13 protein-coding genes are annotated in these 16619 nt (G+C 62.0%); 10 read left to right on the top strand and 3 right to left on the bottom strand.

All coding sequences use genetic code 11. The features are described 5' to 3' along the window. Window positions 1-4: 4 nt before the first annotated feature. Window positions 5-2896 (bottom strand): ribonucleoside-diphosphate reductase subunit alpha, encoded by a 2892-nt coding sequence (locus tag C4J88_RS20295; RefSeq protein WP_124368042.1) that lies wholly within the window; start codon window positions 2894-2896, stop codon window positions 5-7. 574 nt (window positions 2897-3470) lie between these two features. Here C4J88_RS20295 and C4J88_RS20290 point away from each other — a divergent pair. Further along, entirely contained in the window at window positions 3471-4196 is a 726-nt protein-coding gene (locus tag C4J88_RS20290; protein WP_124407957.1) for a response regulator, read from the top strand. Further along, window positions 4193-5803: an ATP-binding protein gene (locus tag C4J88_RS20285; RefSeq protein WP_124407956.1), complete on the top strand. Its 1611-nt coding sequence runs from the start codon at window positions 4193-4195 to the stop codon at window positions 5801-5803. Before C4J88_RS20290 ends, C4J88_RS20285 begins: the two co-directional genes overlap by 4 nt. A 52-nt stretch (window positions 5804-5855) precedes the next feature. Here C4J88_RS20285 and C4J88_RS20280 read toward each other — a convergent pair whose 3' ends face one another. Continuing rightward, window positions 5856-6572, bottom strand: coding sequence for a 4'-phosphopantetheinyl transferase (locus C4J88_RS20280; protein ID WP_124369011.1), 717 nt, complete (start codon window positions 6570-6572; stop codon window positions 5856-5858). A gap of 138 nt (window positions 6573-6710) precedes the next feature. Between C4J88_RS20280 and C4J88_RS20275 the strand changes: the two genes are divergently transcribed. The 3 genes from C4J88_RS20275 to C4J88_RS20265 are packed head-to-tail and all read left to right on the top strand — an operon-like array spanning window position 6711 to window position 9058. Then, a complete protein-coding gene (locus tag C4J88_RS20275; RefSeq protein ID WP_124368039.1) occupies window positions 6711-7019 on the top strand; it encodes a hypothetical protein in 309 nt (102 codons plus the stop codon). An 18-nt stretch (window positions 7020-7037) separates the two neighbouring features. After that, window positions 7038-7715, top strand: coding sequence for a response regulator (locus tag C4J88_RS20270; protein ID WP_010208358.1), 678 nt, complete (start codon window positions 7038-7040; stop codon window positions 7713-7715). Continuing rightward, complete coding sequence (locus C4J88_RS20265; protein WP_124368038.1) at window positions 7712-9058, top strand: ATP-binding protein; 1347 nt, start codon at window positions 7712-7714, stop codon at window positions 9056-9058. Before C4J88_RS20270 ends, C4J88_RS20265 begins: the two co-directional genes overlap by 4 nt. A gap of 231 nt (window positions 9059-9289) precedes the next feature. Here C4J88_RS20265 and C4J88_RS20260 read toward each other — a convergent pair whose 3' ends face one another. Next, window positions 9290-10288 carry an AraC family transcriptional regulator gene (locus tag C4J88_RS20260; RefSeq protein WP_124368037.1) on the bottom strand — a complete coding sequence of 333 codons (999 nt, stop codon included), beginning with the start codon at window positions 10286-10288 and terminating at the stop codon, window positions 9290-9292. A gap of 340 nt (window positions 10289-10628) precedes the next feature. Here C4J88_RS20260 and C4J88_RS20255 point away from each other — a divergent pair, with 340 nt between their 5' ends. The 5 genes from C4J88_RS20255 to C4J88_RS20235 all read left to right on the top strand — a co-directional run bounded on the left by C4J88_RS20255 (window position 10629) and on the right by C4J88_RS20235 (window position 16567). Beyond that, complete coding sequence (locus C4J88_RS20255; RefSeq protein ID WP_124407955.1) at window positions 10629-11960, top strand: dicarboxylate/amino acid:cation symporter; 1332 nt, start codon at window positions 10629-10631, stop codon at window positions 11958-11960. 254 nt (window positions 11961-12214) lie between these two features. Beyond that, window positions 12215-12682 carry a (2Fe-2S)-binding protein gene (locus C4J88_RS20250; RefSeq protein ID WP_124405028.1) on the top strand — a complete coding sequence of 156 codons (468 nt, stop codon included), beginning with the start codon at window positions 12215-12217 and terminating at the stop codon, window positions 12680-12682. Next, complete coding sequence (locus C4J88_RS20245) at window positions 12679-15000, top strand: xanthine dehydrogenase family protein molybdopterin-binding subunit (protein WP_124407954.1); 2322 nt, start codon at window positions 12679-12681, stop codon at window positions 14998-15000. The genes C4J88_RS20250 and C4J88_RS20245 overlap by 4 nt, the downstream gene beginning before the upstream one ends. Next, window positions 15000-15986, top strand: a complete 987-nt coding sequence (locus C4J88_RS20240; RefSeq protein WP_124368034.1) for an XdhC family protein — start codon at window positions 15000-15002, stop codon at window positions 15984-15986. Before C4J88_RS20245 ends, C4J88_RS20240 begins: the two co-directional genes overlap by 1 nt. Beyond that, window positions 15983-16567, top strand: a complete 585-nt coding sequence (locus C4J88_RS20235; protein ID WP_124407953.1) for an NTP transferase domain-containing protein — start codon at window positions 15983-15985, stop codon at window positions 16565-16567. Before C4J88_RS20240 ends, C4J88_RS20235 begins: the two co-directional genes overlap by 4 nt. The last annotated feature ends 52 nt before the right edge of the window (window positions 16568-16619 follow it).

Raw genomic sequence — 16619 nt, 5'->3', positions numbered from 1 at the left:
CAGCTTATTGGCAAGCCTCACAATCCGGCTCGTCAATCGCACAAGCCTTCGGCACCGGTGCCGGGCCGGCAGGCGCAGCGAGTACCGAATCATCACCATGGTTGCCGCTGGAAACAGCGTTGAGCTTACCGGTGTTAATGGTCGACTTCTCGGTGCTGGTCGCGGCCAGGGCACGGAGGTAGTACGTGGTTTTCAGGCCACGGTACCAAGCCATGCGGTAGGTCACGTCGAGCTTCTTGCCCGAAGCGCCGGCGATGTAGAGGTTCAGGGACTGCGCCTGGTCGATCCACTTCTGACGACGGCTGGCGGCGTCAACGATCCACTTGGTGTCCACTTCGAACGCAGTGGCGTAGAGCTCTTTGAGCTCTTGCGGGATGCGCTCGATCTGCTGCACCGAACCGTCGTAGTACTTCAGGTCGTTGATCATCACCGAGTCCCACAGGCCGCGGGCTTTCAGGTCGCGGACCAGGTACGGGTTGATCACGGTGAACTCGCCCGACAGGTTCGATTTCACATACAGGTTCTGGTAGGTCGGTTCGATCGACTGCGACACGCCAGTGATGTTGGCGATGGTCGCGGTCGGTGCGATGGCCATGATGTTGGAGTTACGAATACCTTTCTGCACACGGGCACGTACCGGCGCCCAGTCCAGGGATTCTTCCAAGTCAACGTCAATGTACTTCTGGCCACGTTGCTCGATCAGGATCTGTTGCGAATCCAGCGGCAGGATGCCCTTGGACCACAGGGAACCCTGGAACGTCTCGTAGGCGCCGCGCTCGTCGGCCAGGTCGCAGGAAGCCTGGATCGCGTAGTAGCTGACCGCTTCCATGGACTTGTCGGCGAACTCGACGGCGGCATCCGAACCGTAAGGAATGTGCTGCAGATACAAAGCGTCCTGGAAGCCCATGATGCCGAGGCCGACCGGACGGTGCTTGAAGTTGGAGTTCTGCGCCTGTGGCACCGAGTAGTAGTTGATGTCGATCACGTTATCGAGCATGCGTACGGCGGTGTTGACGGTGCGCGCAAGCTTTACGGTGTCCAGCTTGCCGTTGACGATGTGGTTCGGCAGGTTGATCGAGCCCAGGTTGCAAACGGCGATCTCGTCCTTGTTGGTGTTCAAGGTGATCTCGGTGCACAGGTTCGAGCTATGCACCACGCCGACGTGCTGCTGCGGGCTGCGCAGGTTGCACGGGTCTTTGAAGGTCAGCCATGGGTGGCCGGTTTCGAACAGCATGGACAGCATTTTGCGCCACAGGTCTTTGGCCTGGATGGTCTTGAACAGCTTGACCTTGCCTGGGTACTCGGTGAGGGCTTCGTAGTACTCGTAGCGCTCTTCGAAGGCCTTGCCAGTCAGGTCGTGCAGGTCCGGCACTTCGGATGGCGAGAACAGGGTCCACTTGCCGTCATCGAAGACACGCTTCATGAACAGGTCAGGGATCCAGTTGGCGGTGTTCATGTCGTGGGTACGACGACGATCATCACCGGTGTTCTTGCGCAGCTCGATGAACTCTTCAATGTCCATGTGCCAGGTTTCCAGGTAGGCACACACAGCGCCTTTGCGCTTGCCGCCCTGGTTTACGGCTACGGCGGTATCGTTCACTACTTTGAGGAACGGTACGACGCCCTGGGATTTACCATTGGTGCCCTTGATGTACGAACCCAGTGCACGAACCGGCGTCCAGTCGTTACCCAGGCCACCGGCGAATTTGGACAGCATGGCGTTGTCGTGGATCGCGTGGTAGATGCCCGACAGGTCATCCGGCACGGTGGTCAGGTAGCAGCTCGACAGCTGTGGACGCAGGGTACCGGCGTTGAACAGGGTCGGCGTGGACGACATGTAGTCGAAGGACGACAACAGGTTGTAGAACTCGATCGCACGGTCTTCTTTGTGCTTCTCTTCGATCGCCAGACCCATGGCCACGCGCATGAAGAACACTTGCGGCAGTTCGAAGCGGATCCCGTCCTTGTGGATGAAGTAACGGTCGTACAGGGTTTGCAGGCCCAGGTAGGTGAACTGCTGGTCGCGCTCGTGGTTGATCGCCTTGCCGAGTTTTTCCAGGTCGAAGGTGGCCAGGATCGGGTTCAGCAATTCGAATTCAATACCCTTGGCGATGTAGGCGGGCAGCGCCTTGGCGTACAGGTCAGCCATCTCGTGGTGGGTGGCGCTGTCGGCCACGCCCAGGAAACCCAGGCCTTCGGCGCGCAGGGTGTCCATCAGCAGGCGCGCGGTGACGAACGAGTAGTTCGGCTCACGCTCGACCAGGGTACGGGCAGTCATCACCAGGGCGGTGTTGACGTCGGTCAGGGCCACGCCGTCGTACAGGTTCTTCAGGGTTTCGCGTTGGATCAGGTCACCATCGACTTCTTCCAGGCCTTCGCAGGCTTCGGTGATGATGGTGTTGAGGCGGCCCAGGTCCAGCGGCGCAAAGCTGCCATCGGCCAGGGTGATGCGGATCGAAGGATGCGCCTGGACGGATTCGGCGGCCGGCGCGTGCACGGCACGTTCCTTGGCGCGGGAGTCACGGTAGATCACGTAGTCACGGGCAACTTTCTGCTCGCCGGCACGCATCAGGGCCAGTTCGACCTGGTCCTGGATTTCTTCGATGTGGATAGTGCCGCCCGATGGCATGCGGCGCTTGAAGGTCGCGGTCACTTGTTCGGTCAGGCGTGCAACAGTGTCGTGGATGCGCGACGAGGCGGCAGCGGTGCCGCCTTCAACTGCAAGAAACGCTTTGGTGATGGCGACGGTGATTTTGTCATCGGTGTAAGGAACGACAGTGCCGTTACGCTTGATCACGCGCAATTGGCCAGGTGCAGTGGCGGCCAGATCCATATTCGAATCAGCGGCCTGCGGCACGGAGCCCTGCGGGTTCTCGCGAGTTGTGTCGGTTTGCATGGGGGGTTGTCTCCACGTTCTATATTTGATTGCGAGTGCCAGGCTTTCCTGCAACACCCGTACCGTTTTCCATGACTTGGATGAAAAACAGCTGCCATCCGCGTGAGCGGTTTGGTCTACTGATAATCGGTTGGTTCCACGCTGTGCTAGCAATAAAACGCTTGAATTTCGAGCTGCTTATGTGGTTGGGCGCTTATTACCAAAACCCTACATGTAGGGTCTCTGGAAGAGCCGAGGTACAAGATAATGCGTTTTTGGGGGCTTAGCAACGCACTACCTGTGGATAACGCTGTGGGTAAAATGTGTATGAATCATGGAACGCCCGTGTAGGCCGCAGTACTGCTGGATTACGCCGCCTGTCACCGAATATTTCCAGGCAAAAACTGTCGGTTGGATTTTTGAGGGCGCGAACCCTATCACAAAAAAACGCCATGACCGAATGGATTTCCAGGCTTGTGTTCAGGGGTTGGCCCGTGGCTACAATCGACCCTCGTTATGCCCTCAATACATGACAACCAGGGTATGCCTCGACCGTGTCGACCATCAGCATTTCTTATAACAATGAGGACACCGCGTGGAGCAAGAACCCTGGCAGATATTGATTGTCGAGGACGACGAGCGGCTGGCCGAGCTGACCCGCGAATACCTGGAGAGCAACGGCCTGCGGGTGTCGGTGGAGAACGACGGCGCCCAGGCCGCAGCGCGCATCGTCGCCGAACAACCGGACCTGGTGATCCTCGACCTGATGCTGCCGGGCGAAGACGGCCTGAGCATCTGCCGCAAGGTGCGCGAGCGCTATGAGGGCGTGATCCTGATGCTGACGGCGCGTACCGATGAGATGGACCAGGTGCTCGGCCTGGACCTGGGCGCCGACGACTACGTGTGCAAACCTGTGCGCCCGCGCTTGTTGCTGGCACGCATCCAGGCCCTGCTGCGGCGCAGCGAGCCGGCGTTACCGGTTGTGGTGGAAAACCAGCGCCGCCTGCAATTCGGCCCGCTGGTGGTGGACAACGCCTTGCGCGAGGCCTGGTTGCACCAAAAGGGTATCGAACTGACTAGTGCCGAGTTCGATCTGCTGTGGCTGTTGGTGGCGAATGCCGGGCGCATTCTCTCGCGCGAAGAAATCTTCATTGCCCTGCGTGGCGTTGGCTACGACGGCCAGGATCGCTCGATTGATGTGCGCATCTCACGTATTCGCCCGAAGATCGGCGATGACCCGATCCACCCGCGCCTGATCAAGACCATCCGCAGCAAAGGCTACCTGTTCGTGCCTGAAGCCGCCGCCGATATGCCCCTGTGAACTCGATCTTCCTGCGCATCTACGGCGGCATGTGCGCCGCGCTGATCCTGGTCGCGTTGCTGGGCGTACTGGCGCTGCACTTGCTCAACGATGTGCGCAGCGACCAATACCGCGAGCGCCTGGCCCACGGCACCTTTGCGCTGATGGGCGACAACCTGCAGCCCATGAGCGCCCTCGAGCGCCAGCGCGCGTTGGCGGTGTGGGAACGATTGCTGGGCATCCCGCTGCAGTTGCGCACCTTCGCTGATGCACAGCTCGACCTGAGCCAGCGCAAGCGCCTGCAACGTGGCCAGGTCCTGGTGGAACAGACCGGTCCTCATGCCGCGCGCGTAGTGCGCCTGGTCAGCGAACCGGAGCAATTGGTGCTCACCGGCGAAGTGCAGCAGATCAGCGAGCAACTGGCCCGCGCTACGATCTACCTGCTGGCCGACGAACTGGTGCGGTTCCCGGTGGCCGAGCAGCCGCAACGTTTGGCTGATCTCAAGCAGGCCAAGGGTTTTGGTTTCGAGATGCACCTGATGGCCCTCGACCAGGCCGATATGGACGACGACCAGCGCCGTCGCGTGGCGGAGGGCGATACGGTGATGGCTCTCGGCAAGGGCGGCGACTCGATCCGCGTGTTCGCCGGCATGGTCGGCACGCCGTGGGTGCTGGAGATCGGCCCGCTGTATCAAATGAACCCGTACCCCGCGCAATGGCTGGTCCTGATCGCCCTGATCGGCCTGACCCTGATCGGTTTGATCGTCTACCTGTTGGTGCGCCAGCTCGAGCGCCGGCTCAAGGGGTTGGAGGCGGCGGCCACGCGTATCGCCAAGGGCAATCTGGAAGTTCGCGTACCGGCCCGTGGCGCCGATTCGGTGGGGCGGCTCGCGGCCGCGTTCAATGGCATGGCCGAGCACCTGCAACAATTGCTGGCGATTCAGCGTGAACTGGTGCGTGCGGTGTCCCACGAGCTGCGCACGCCGGTAGCGCGCCTGCGCTTCGGCTTGGAGATGCTGGGCGATGCCACCACGGCCGAGGCACGGCGCAAATACCTGGAGGGCATGGACGGGGATATCCAGGACCTCGATGGCCTGGTGGATGAAATGCTCACTTATGCGCGCCTGGAGCAGGGCGCGCCGGCGTTGAACTTCCAGCGCGTCGACCTCGATGCATTGCTCGATCAGGTGATCGGCGAATTGTCGCCACTGCGCCCGCAGGTCAGCGTCAGCCGGGGTACCTGCCTGTCATCGGCGCATTGGCAGGATGCCTGGGTCGATGCCGAACCCCGCTACCTGCATCGCGCGCTGCAGAACCTGGTGAGTAACGCCATGCGCCACGCCAAGGGCCAGGTGCTGATCAGTTATCAGGTGGGGCAGGTGCGTTGCCGTATCGACGTGGAAGACGATGGCCCCGGCGTGCCGGAAAGCGCCTGGGAACGCATCTTCACACCCTTCCTGCGCCTGGACGACAGCCGCACCCGCGCCTCGGGCGGGCATGGCCTGGGCCTGTCGATTGTGCGGCGGATTATCCATTGGCATGGCGGGCGGGCGCTGATCAGCAAGAGCAATAACCTGGGCGGCGCGTGTTTCAGTCTGAGCTGGCCCAGGGATCAGGAGAAACCCTGATATTGCCATGCATTCCAAATGTGAGAGGGGGCTTGCCCCCGATGACTGTCTATCAAGCGCCGACAGCCACCAGGCTCAACAACTGCTCCCCCTCCACCGCAAACTGCCCAACCAGCTCCTTGCCATGACACCACTCACTGGACAGGTCCGTCAGCAACCGCAGCCGCACCTGCCCCGCCAGTGACCATTCCACCACCTCGGCATGCTCAAAATAGAAGCGCTTCTGCACGATCGGGTAGAGCGCCTTGAACAGACTTTCCTTGGCCGAAAACGTGAGTGTCACCAGCAAGGCGATTTGCTCACGGGGCAGGGCCGCCATGCGCTGCAGTTCATCCACGGTGAGAATTTCCCCCGCCAGGCGTTCCGCCCGTTCCAGCGCCAGCAGGTTCTCCAGGTCCATCCCCAGCCCGCGCCATTGCGCCTTATGCCCGACAATTGCTGCGGCGTGCCCGGTGCTGTGGGTAATGGAGCCACTGATATGCCCTGGCCAGATCGGCGCGCGGTCCTCACCGATGGCCGGGATGCAGTCGAGATTATCCAGTCGTTGCAACGCTTCACGGGCGCACAGGCGGCCGGCGAGGAATTCCGCCTGGCGCTTGGCCACCGAGCGCTGGATGCTCGCCGGTGGCGGCACGGCGCTGCGCTGAAAATCCTCAGGGTTCAATAAGGCCGGGTCGAAACGCGTGCTCAAGAATACGGTGCCAGGCAAGGGCGCAGGCAGCGGCCAATGGGCATCGAGTGGGGTACAACAGGCGGGTAGGGGCATCATGCGCGACATTTTGCCGAGTTGGCGCGCCAGTGCATAGCCCGTTGCGGTCAAGGCCAGGTTCAAAGCCTGTTCAGGGGGAGTTCAGGGGCGCTTGCGTAGTCTGGACGTCACAGCCTGAATGCGTACGAGGTAACGACCATGACTGCGATCAAGAAGCTGATGTTGGCGTTGACCATGCTCAGTGCCACCGCCGGCGTGCAAGCCAGCGATAGCAGCTTTGCCGGCTTTGGCCGCGAGAAGAACAGGAAATCCAGCAACCTGATCCAGCGGGTCAGCTTCGAAGAGGTGAGCATCCAGGCCGCCCCGTGGGGCCAGTCGCTGAGCGCTGGCGTCCCAAAACCGGGCTACCGCACCGGCTACGCGCTTGAGTCGGGCCACTACAATGGCATTAAACTGCGCCCGCAAGACGTGCAGGGCCGCTATGATATCCCTCGGTCGGACTGTTGAATTGCCTTGGAGAGCCTTATGAAATTGCTGGTGGTGGAAGATGAGGCGCTGTTGCGTCATCACCTGTTTACCCGCCTGACCGACAGCGGCCACGTCGTCGAGGCTGTGGCCAATGCCGAGGAAGCCCTATACCAGACCGGCCAATTCAACCATGACCTGGCGATCATCGACCTGGGCCTGCCCGGCATGGGCGGCCTGGACCTGATCCGGCAACTGCGTACCCAGGCCAAGACCTTTCCGATCCTCATTCTTACCGCCCGTGGCAACTGGCAGGACAAAGTCGAAGGCCTGGCTGCCGGTGCCGACGACTATGTGGTCAAACCGTTCCAGTTCGAAGAGCTGGAGGCGCGGATGAACGCCTTGCTGCGCCGCTCCAGCGGCTTTACCCAATCCACCATCGTTGCCGGCCCACTGCTGCTGGACCTCAATCGCAAGCAAGCCTCGCTGGATGAGCAGCCGCTGGCGCTGACCGCCTATGAGTACCGGATCCTCGAGTACCTGATGCGCCATCATCAACAAGTGGTGGCCAAGGACCGCTTGATGGAGCAGCTGTATCCCGATGACGACGAGCGCGACCCGAACGTCATCGAAGTACTGGTCGGTCGCCTGCGCCGCAAGCTGGAAGGGCCGGCCGGGTTCAAGCCGATCGACACCGTGCGGGGCCTGGGCTACCTGTTCAATGAGCGCTGCCGTTGATTCGCTCGCTACGCGTGCGCCTGATGCTGGCCGCCGCCACCCTGGCGGTGCTGTTCATGCTGGGCTTGCTGCCCGCCATGCAAGGCGCGTTCAGCCTGGCGTTGCAGGATTCTATCGAGCAACGCCTGGCGTCAGATGTAACCACCTTGATCTCTGCGGCACGCGTGGAAAATAACCGGCTGCTGATGCCGGCGCAGCTGCCCGATGAACGCTTCAACCTGACCGACAGCCGCCTGCTCGGCTATATCTACGACCGTGAAGGCCACCTGGTGTGGCGTTCGCGGGCGACCCAGGAAGAAAACATCAACTACAAGCCGCGCTACGATGGACGCGGCAACGAATTTGCGCGCATTCGCGAGGCCAACGGCCAGGAATTTTTTGTCTACGACGTCGAGGTCCGGTTGCTGGGCGGCAAAAGTGCGGCCTTCAGCATCGTCGCCCTGCAACCGGTGCGCGAGTACCAATTGACCCTCGAAGGCCTGCGCGAGAATCTCTACCTGGGGTTCGGCGCGGCGTTGCTGGTGCTGCTGACGTTGCTGTGGCTTGGCCTGACCTGGGGCCTGCAGGCCTTGCGGCGGCTGAGCCAGGAACTGGACCAGATCGAAGGCGGCACCCGCGAGAGCCTCAGCGAAGAACATCCCCGGGAACTGCTGCGCCTCACCGGTTCCCTCAACCGTTTGCTGCACAGCGAACGCGAGCAGCGTGCGCGCTATCGCGACTCTCTGGATGACTTGGCCCATAGCCTGAAAACCCCGCTGGCGGTACTGCAGGGGGTCAGCGAAGACATGGCCCAGCGCCCCGAAGAACGCAGCCAGGCCTGGGTGCTGCAATCGCAGATCGAGCGCATGAGCCAGCAGATCGGCTATCAATTGCAGCGCGCCAGCCTGCGCAAGAGCGGCCTGGTACGCCACCAGGTCCGCCTGGAACCGGTGCTGCAAAGCCTGTGCGACACGTTGGACAAGGTTTACCGGGACAAACGCGTCACCGTCTCCCTCGAGCTGCCCGACGAGTGCGACGTGCCCATCGAGAAAGGCGCCCTGCTCGAAATGCTCGGCAACCTACTGGAAAATGCCTATCGCCTATGCCTGAGCGAAGTGCGCATCAGTCTGGTGGAAAACCTTGAAGGTATTGAGTTGTGCATCGAAGACGACGGCCCCGGCGTACCACCGGATCAGCGCGCGCGGATTCTGCAGCGGGGCGAGCGGCTCGACCGTCAGCATCCAGGGCAGGGGATCGGGCTGGCGGTGGTCAAGGACATCATTGAAAGCTATCACGCACGACTGACCCTGGGTGATTCGGCGCTGGGGGGCGCGGCGTTCAGGATCCATTTTCCGGCCGTGTGATCGGTAGTGACTGGGCAAGCCCTAATGCCAGTCAGTTAAGCGTACACCGCGGTCTGTAGGAGCGAGCTTGCTCGCGAAAAACTCACAGGCACCGCGTTCATTCAGAAAGCACGCGTTATCGTTGACGTTTTTCGCGAGCAAGGGCTAGCCGCCCGCCTCGCTCCTACAAAAAGCCTTAACTGACTGGCATTAGGGCAAGCCCCCGATGAGGCCCTCTGCCACAACACTCTTCTAACTCTCCTGCGCCCGATAGGCCCCCGGCGTCAGCCCCGTCCACTTCTTGAACGCCCGATGAAACGCCGACGGCTCGGAGAAGCCCAGTTGTTCGGCGATCTCTTGTAATGACAAATCCGCTCGCCCCAAATGGTAGATGGCGATGTCCCGCCGCAGCTCGTCCTTGAGTGCCTGAAAACTGCTGCCTTCTTCGCGCAAATGCCGACGCAGGGTCTGTGGGCTGATATGCAAGTGCTGGGCAACGGCTTCCAGGTCTGGCCAGGGCGTGCGGTCGCGGCTCAACAGGCGGCGCAACTGGCTGCTCAGGCTGTCGCCTTCATCCGGGCGTGACAACAGGTCGGCGGGGGAGCGCTCGAGAAAGTGCTTGAGGGTGCGCTCGTCCTGCAACAGCGGCAGGCTCAAGTAGCGGGCGGGGAACACCAGACTGCTGTTCGGTGCACCGAATACCAGGGGGCAGGGGAACAACAGGTCATATTCATTGGCGTGTGGCGGCATCGGGTAGCTGAACGTGGTCTGGTGCAACCGGATGCGCTGGCCGATCAGCCAACTGCCCAGGCGATGCCAGATCACCAGCAGGCATTCGCTGAGAAAGTGGTCCGGGTCCCAGAGTTGCGAGTCGTCCAGGCTCAAGCAGGCCATGTCGCCTTCCCGTGTCAGCTGCCAGCGCGGGCCGTGTGGGAATAGGCTATAAAACAATAAGCCGCGTTCCAGCGCTTTTTCCAGCGTGCGGCAATGAATCAGCGCATGGCACATCATGGCAAAGGTGCCGCGCTTGCTTGGCCCGTCGGCGAAACCCAGGTATTCGTCATCCAGCGCCAGCCAGAGCATTTGCAGCAACCGGGTAAATTGCTCCGGAGCGATACGCGCACGGGGTTCGCTCAGCAGTTCGGGGGTGATGCCCGCCTGCTGCAACAGGCCCGAGTAGTCGTAACCGCCCCGACGCGCGCCCTCCAGGGCGGCGCGGGCGAAGTGACTGGCGATGGTGCGTTCACGCATGACAGGGCCTCGTCCATGGGAGTGGCGATGGTAGTCATCACCCGACGAGGCGACAAGGCGGATATCCGCCAAATTGCAGGACGTCATTGGGCAGCTAGGCGGAAATCCGCCACCTGGCTCGTGTCCAGAGCGGGCCCCGGTAGACCTTCGGGCCTGATGCCTAAAGGCCTTCAGGGTGTTTAGCGTAAAGTGGCGCGCCGTTTGCAGTAAGGATGACAGCGCAGGCTTGTTCCTACAGGTCTCGCAAACAACAAATCCCTCCAGTGCAGGAGGGTTCGCAATTCAAGTGTCGTGGGCAATGGCGGATATTTGCCACACGGGACGATTGAGGAACTTTGCAATGACGACTCGTCAGCCAATCTACAAATCCCTGTATTTCCAGGTGATCGTTGCAATCGTTATCGGTATTTTGCTTGGTCACTTCTACCCGGAGACCGGCGTGGCCCTCAAGCCACTGGGTGACGGCTTTATCAAGCTGATCAAAATGGTCATCGCCCCGATCATTTTCTGCACCGTGGTCAGCGGCATCGCTGGCATGCAAAGCATGAAATCGGTCGGCAAGACCGGCGGCTATGCGTTGCTGTACTTCGAAGTGGTTTCCACCATCGCGTTGCTGATCGGCCTGATCGTGGTCAACGTCGTGCAACCGGGCGCCGGCATGCACATCGACGTGGCAACCCTGGACGCTTCCAAAGTCGCCGCCTACGTGACGGCCGGTAAAGACCAGAGCATCGTCGGCTTTATCCTCAATGTGATCCCTAACACCATCGTCGGCGCCTTCGCCAACGGCGACATCCTGCAAGTGCTGATGTTCTCGGTGATCTTCGGTTTCGCCCTGCACCGCCTGGGTGCCTACGGCAAGCCGGTACTGGACTTCATCGATCGCTTCGCCCACGTGATGTTCAACATCATCAACATGATCATGAAGCTCGCGCCAATCGGTGCCCTGGGCGCCATGGCATTCACCATCGGCGCCTACGGTGTGGGTTCCCTGGTGCAGTTGGGCCAGTTGATGATCTGCTTCTATATCACCTGCCTGCTGTTCGTGCTGGTGGTGCTCGGCGCTATCTGCCGCGCCCACGGTTTCAGCGTGATCAAGCTGATCCGCTACATCCGTGAAGAGCTGCTGATCGTGCTGGGCACGTCGTCTTCCGAGTCTGCGCTGCCACGCATGCTGATCAAGATGGAGCGTCTGGGCGCGAAGAAATCCGTGGTCGGCCTGGTGATCCCAACCGGCTACTCGTTCAACCTCGACGGTACCTCGATCTACCTGACCATGGCCGCCGTGTTCATCGCCCAGGCGACCGACACGCACATGGACATCACCCACCAGATCACCCTGCTGCTGGTGCTGCTGCTCTCCTCCAAGGGCGCTGCGGGTGTGACGGGCAGTGGTTTCATCGTATTGGCTGCCACCCTGTCGGCCGTAGGCCACTTGCCGGTTGCCGGCCTGGCGCTGATCCTGGGTATCGACCGCTTCATGTCCGAAGCCCGTGCGCTGACCAACCTGGTGGGTAACGCAGTGGCCACCCTCGTTGTAGCCAAGTGGGTCAAGGAACTGGACACCGACAAGCTGCAAAGCGAACTGGCGTCCGGCGGTACTGGTATCTCCGACACCCGCCAGGAAGACGACCTGGGCGTGGCCGAAGGCCCTGCGCCTGTCATCAAGTAAGCCGCTGATGGCGTGAACCTGCGCCGCTCGGTTATCCGCAAACGCCCCGACCCGTTCGGGGCGTTTGCGTTTGCGCGCGGTGACTTTCGAGCGTTTTGGTTTACATTACGTGGATGCTCCACCAAAGGCCCGGTGAAGACCTGTCTTCACAAGAGAGCCTCCTCAGCCTGAGCCAATCTGTGCGCACCGAACCGCGTGACCTCTTGCAACAGATTGCTCGCCCCTAACCATGCAATGAACAGGCGGGCGTGCCCATGATTACCCTGAAACTCAACGGCCAAGACCATCAACTGGACGTCACCGAGGATATGCCGCTGTTGTGGGCGATTCGCGATGTGGCGGGCTACAACGGCACCAAGTTCGGTTGCGGCATGGGCCTGTGCGGCGCCTGCACCATTCACATCGACGGTGCGCCCGCGCGCAGTTGCATCACCCCGATCGGCGCAGTCAAAGGCCAGGCCATCAGCACCATCGACAACCTGCACACCGATCCTGTCGGCCAGGTGGTGCAGCAAGCCTGGCTCGACACCGCCGTCGCCCAATGCGGCTATTGCCAGGGCGGGCAGATCATGTCGGCCACCGCGCTGCTGAAAACCCACCCCAACCCCAGTGATGAGCAGATCGAAGAGGCGATGGTCGGCAACATCTGCCGCTGCGGCACCTACAACCGGATCAAGACCGCGATCCGTCAGGCGGCCACGCACCTGGGGGCCAAGGCATGAGCCGGTTACCCGCTGATTTCGTGCTGAATAACCTCAGTCGTCGCGGCTTTCTCAAAGGCGCGGGGGCCACCGGTGTGCTGGTGATCGCCGCCAGCTGGGGCCTGCCTGACGCTTTCGCGGCTGATGCGGTCAAGCAATATGGCGGCGATGCAATGCCCCATGGGCTGATCGACGACCCCAAGGTCTACGTCAGCATCGCCACCGACGGCACGGTGACCGTGGTGTGCAACCGTTCGGAGATGGGCCAGGGCGTGCGCACCAGCCTCAGCCTGGTGGTGGCCGACGAGCTGGAGGCCGATTGGGCCAAGGTGAAGGTCCAGCAAGCGCCGGGTGATGAGGTGCGTTATGGCAACCAGGACACCGACGGCTCGCGCAGCATGCGCCATTGGTACGAGCCGATGCGGCGTTGCGGCGCCAGTGTGCGGGCGATGCTGGAGCAGGCCGCTGCCGAGCAGTGGAAGGTCCCGGTCAGCGAGTGCCGTGCGCAATTGCACAAGGTGATCCACCAACCGAGCGGTCGTGAGCTGGGCTATGGCGAGTTGGCCACTGCGGCCGGTGCGCTGGCCGTTCCCGCACGCGACAGCCTGCGCCTCAAGCAGCCGACGGAATTTCGCTATATCGGCAAAGAAGGCGTCAAGGCCATCGATGGCGTCGACATCGTCAACGGCAGCGCCGTCTACGGTGCCGACGTGCATTTCGACGGCATGCTCTACGCCACCATCGCACGGCCGAAGGTATATGGCGGCAAGGTCAAATCCTTCGATGCCAGTGCCGCGATGAAAGTCCCTGGCGTGATCAAGGTGCTGGAAATCGAAAGCCGGCCGATCCCCTCCGAATTCCAGCCTCTCGGTGGCGTGGCCGTGGTGGCCAGCAATACCTGGGCGGCGATCAAGGGCCGTGACGCGCTGAACATCGTGTGGGACGACGGCGTCAACGCCGGCTACAACTCCGTCGATTACCGCAAGGAGCTGGAGGCCGCCGCCCGCCAGCCCGGCAAAGTGGTGCGCAACACCGGCACCCTCGACCAGGCCATGGGCGATGCCGACAGCACCTTGGAGGCCGCCTACTACCTGCCGCACCTGGCGCAGTCGCCGATGGAGCCGATGGTCGCCGTCGCCCGTTTCGACAAGGGCCAGTGCGAAGCCTGGGCGCCGAGCCAGGCACCGCAAGTCACTCGCGAGCGTATCGCTGAGCGCCTGGGCGTGCCCTTCGATAACGTCACGGTGCACGTGACCTTGCTGGGCGGTGGCTTCGGGCGCAAATCCAAGCCGGACTTCATCATCGAAGCCGCCGTGCTGGCCAAACAATTTCCGGGCAAAGCCGTGCGCGTACAGTGGACCCGTGAAGACGATATCCACAATTCCTACTTTCATACCGTGTCCGCCGAATACCTCAAGGCCGGCCTGAATAAAGACGGCCTGCCTGCCGCCTGGCTGCACCGCACGGTAGCGCCAAGCATTACCGCGCTGTTCGCGCCGGGCATGAACCACGAAGCCGCATTCGAACTGGGCATGGGCTTTACCAATATGGCTTACGCCATTCCCAACGTGCGCCTGGAAAACCCTGAAGCGGCGGCGCATACCCGTGTGGGTTGGTACCGTTCGGTGTCAAACATTCCCCACGGTTTTGCCATCCAGAGTTTTGTCGATGAGCTGGCGCACAAGGCCGGCCAGGACCCGTTGCAGTACCAGCTCAAGTTGCTCGGCCCGGACCGTCAGATCGATCCGAAAACCTTGAGCGACGAGTGGAACTACGGCGAATCCCCCGAGCGTTACCCGATCGACACCGCGCGCCTGCGTGGCGTACTGGAAACTGCCGCCAAGGCCGCCGGCTGGGGGCGCAAGCTGCCCAAGGGGCGTGGTCTGGGGCTGGCGGTGCACTACAGTTTCGTCACCTATGTGGCAGCGGTGATCGAGGTGGAAGTCAAAGACGACGGCACGCTGATTGTGCACAAGGTCGATATCGCCGTGGACTGCGGCCCGCAGATCAACCCGGAACGCATCCGCTCGCAGTTCGAGGGCGCGTGTGTGATGGGCCTGGGCAACGCGGTGCTGGGCGAGATCAGCTTCAAGGACGGTAAGGTCCAGCAGGACAATTTTCATATGTACGAAGTGGCGCGCATGTCCCTGGCGCCCAAGCAGATCGCCGTGCACCTGGTGACTCCGACCGGCGAGGTGCCGTTGGGCGGTGTCGGCGAGCCCGGCGTACCGCCGATTGCGCCGGCGTTGTGCAACGCGATCTTCGCAGCGACCGGCCAGCGCATCCGTAACCTGCCGGTACGCTATCAATTGCAGGGTTGGCAGGAGGCGAAGGCCTGATGGACAGTGTGGATCTGAATGTCTTGCGCAGCGTGCTGCAATGGCGCCGCGCCGGGCAACGCGTGGTGTTGTACAGCGTGGTGCAGACGTGGGGCAGCGCGCCGCGCCCACCGGGAGCGATGTTGGCCTTGCGCGGCGACGGGGTGGTGATCGGTTCGGTGTCCGGCGGCTGCATCGAGGACGACTTGATCGCACGCCTGCAGGATGGCCGTTTACCCGCCGACGGCCCGCCCGTGCAGCTGGTGACCTACGGCGTTACTCGCGATGAGGCGGCGCGTTTTGGCCTGCCCTGCGGCGGCACCCTGCGCCTGACCGAAGAACGGGTGGAAGAGTGGGCCTGGGTGGAGCAATTGCTGGCGCGCTGCGAGGATCATCAGATTGTCGCGCGGGAGCTGAACCTGGCCACCGGCAAAGTGACCCTCAGCCCTGCGAGCAAGACCGATGTGGTGACCTTTGACGGCCAGTGCCTGCGCGCCATCTATGGGCCGCGCTGGCGCCTGCTGCTGATCGGCGCTGGGCAACTGTCGCGCTACGTCGCGGAAATGGCGCGCCTGCTCGACTTCGAAGTGCTGATCTGCGACCCGCGCGAAGAGTTTGTCTACGGTTGGGAGGAACAACACGGCCGCTTCGTGCCGGGCATGCCCGATGAAGCGGTGTTGAATATCCAGACCGACGAACGCACGGCGGTTGTCTGCCTGACCCACGATCCGCGCCTGGACGATATGGCTTTGCTCACGGCGTTGAATTCCAGCGCGTTCTACATTGGCGCCCTGGGCTCGCGGGTCAATACGCTGAAACGTCGGGAAAACCTGGCGGCGCTGGGCTTGTCGGCGGACGCAATCGCGCGCTTGCATGGGCCCATCGGTTTGCACATCGGCAGCCATACGCCGGCGGAAATCGCACTGTCGCTCATGGCGGAAATCGTCGCGATCAAGAACGGCGTGGCGCCCTTGCAGAAAAAGCCGCTGCCGGTGGCTGCACAGTGACAGTGACGGCAATAGTGCTGGCGGCGGGGCAGGGCAGTCGCTTCCGCGCTGAGGCCGGTGCCGACCGGGATAAATTGCTGGCCGATTGCGTCGGCCTGGACGGCGTGACACGAGCGGTTATCGAGCAGGTGTTGGTGAACCTGCCGGCGACGCTTGTTGAGCGTTGGGTGGTGACTTCACCGGAACGCCTTGAGGTGATTCGGTTGGCAGAGGCACATGGTTGTAAGGTCCTGCTGCTGGAATCGGCCGGTATGGGCGATAGCATTGCCGCCGCTGTCACGGCCAGTGCTTCGGCAGAGGGCTGGCTAGTGGTACTGGGGGATATGCCGTTTATTCGTTCCGCGACGATCGAGCGTGTGCTGGCCGATCCGGGAAGCATCACTGTGCCGGTGCATGCCGGACAGTATGGGCATCCAGTCGCTTTCGGCCGTGTATTTGGGCCTGCATTGATGGCATTGGCCGGCGACCGTGGCGCGAAGGCTTTGTTTGCACTGGCACAGGTGCGAGGCGTGCCGGTGGATGATCCTGGCGTGCTATGGGATGTGGATGTGCCGCAACAGTTGAGTTTCAGCGCCGACTGATGTGGGAGGGAGCAAGCCCCCTCCCACCTTTGAACAGCCGTGTGTTTGATTT

Source organism: Pseudomonas sp. R4-39-08, from assembly GCF_003852275.1.
In the GTDB taxonomy this organism is placed as follows: Bacteria; Pseudomonadota; Gammaproteobacteria; order Pseudomonadales; family Pseudomonadaceae; genus Aquipseudomonas.
Note: the sequence above shows the minus strand (reverse complement) of the source record. Positions and strands in the feature narration are given on the sequence as shown.

Excerpts from the sequence above, each read along its gene's own strand:
- C4J88_RS20295 (WP_124368042.1), bottom strand. The coding sequence starts at position 2,896 with ATGCAAACCGACACAACTCGCGAGAACCCGCAGGGCTCCGTGCCGCAG.
- C4J88_RS20280 (WP_124369011.1), bottom strand. The coding sequence starts at position 6,572 with ATGATGCCCCTACCCGCCTGTTGTACCCCACTCGATGCCCATTGGCCG.
- C4J88_RS20275 (WP_124368039.1), top strand. The coding sequence starts at position 6,711 with ATGACTGCGATCAAGAAGCTGATGTTGGCGTTGACCATGCTCAGTGCC.
- C4J88_RS20270 (WP_010208358.1), top strand. The coding sequence starts at position 7,038 with ATGAAATTGCTGGTGGTGGAAGATGAGGCGCTGTTGCGTCATCACCTG.
- C4J88_RS20260 (WP_124368037.1), bottom strand. The coding sequence starts at position 10,288 with ATGCGTGAACGCACCATCGCCAGTCACTTCGCCCGCGCCGCCCTGGAG.
- C4J88_RS20255 (WP_124407955.1), top strand. The coding sequence starts at position 10,629 with ATGACGACTCGTCAGCCAATCTACAAATCCCTGTATTTCCAGGTGATC.
- C4J88_RS20250 (WP_124405028.1), top strand. The coding sequence starts at position 12,215 with ATGATTACCCTGAAACTCAACGGCCAAGACCATCAACTGGACGTCACC.
- C4J88_RS20245 (WP_124407954.1), top strand. The coding sequence starts at position 12,679 with ATGAGCCGGTTACCCGCTGATTTCGTGCTGAATAACCTCAGTCGTCGC.
- C4J88_RS20240 (WP_124368034.1), top strand. The coding sequence starts at position 15,000 with ATGGACAGTGTGGATCTGAATGTCTTGCGCAGCGTGCTGCAATGGCGC.